Annotated in this window: 1 protein-coding gene; it reads left to right on the top strand. The window is 67.4% G+C overall.

Annotation, left to right across the window (positions count from 1 at the left end; all coding sequences use genetic code 11):
- On the top strand, positions 1-767 hold a 767-nt coding region (locus G6W55_RS37955), incomplete at both ends, for a glycine--tRNA ligase (protein ID WP_175525100.1).

Here is a 767-nt window from a genome sequence, read left to right as displayed (position 1 = left end):
GGCTCCATCGCCTACCTGCGCCCCGAGACCGCCCAGGGCATCTTCACCAACTTCGCCAACGTGCAGGTTGCCGCGCGGAAGAAGCCGCCGTTCGGCATCGCCCAGATGGGCAAGTCCTTCCGCAACGAGATCACGCCCGGCAACTTCATCTTCCGCACCCGCGAGTTCGAGCAGATGGAGATGGAGTTCTTCGTCAAGCCGGGCGAGGACGAGAAGTGGCAGGAGTACTGGATGGAGCAGCGCTGGAACTGGTACACCGGTCTCGGTATGCGCGAGGAGAACATGCGGTGGTACGAGCACCCGCAGGAGAAGCTCTCCCACTACTCCAAGCGCACCGCCGACATCGAGTACCGCTTCCAGTTCGGCGGCAACGAGTGGGGTGAGCTGGAGGGCGTCGCGAACCGCACCGACTACGACCTCACGGCCCACTCCAAGGCGTCCGGCCAGGACCTCGTCTTCTACGACCAGGACGCCCAGGAGCGCTGGACGCCGTACGTCATCGAGCCGGCCGCCGGTGTCGGCCGTGCCATGCTCGCCTTCCTCCTCGACGCGTACGTCGAGGACGAGGCCCCCAACGCCAAGGGCAAGATGGAGAAGCGCACGGTGCTGCGCCTCGACCACCGCCTCGCCCCGGTGAAGGTCGCGGTCCTGCCGCTGTCGCGCAACGCGGACCTGTCCCCGAAGGCCAAGGGTCTCGCCGCGGCGCTGCGCCAGCACTGGAACATCGAGTTCGACGACGCCGGCGCCATCGGCCGCCGCTACCGCCG

The organism is Streptomyces sp. CAI-85, from assembly GCF_013363615.1.
GTDB lineage: Bacteria > Actinomycetota > Actinomycetes > Streptomycetales > Streptomycetaceae > Streptomyces > Streptomyces antibioticus_B.
The sequence above is the reverse complement of the archived record's forward strand: the minus strand, read 5'-3'. Positions and strand labels throughout refer to the sequence as shown.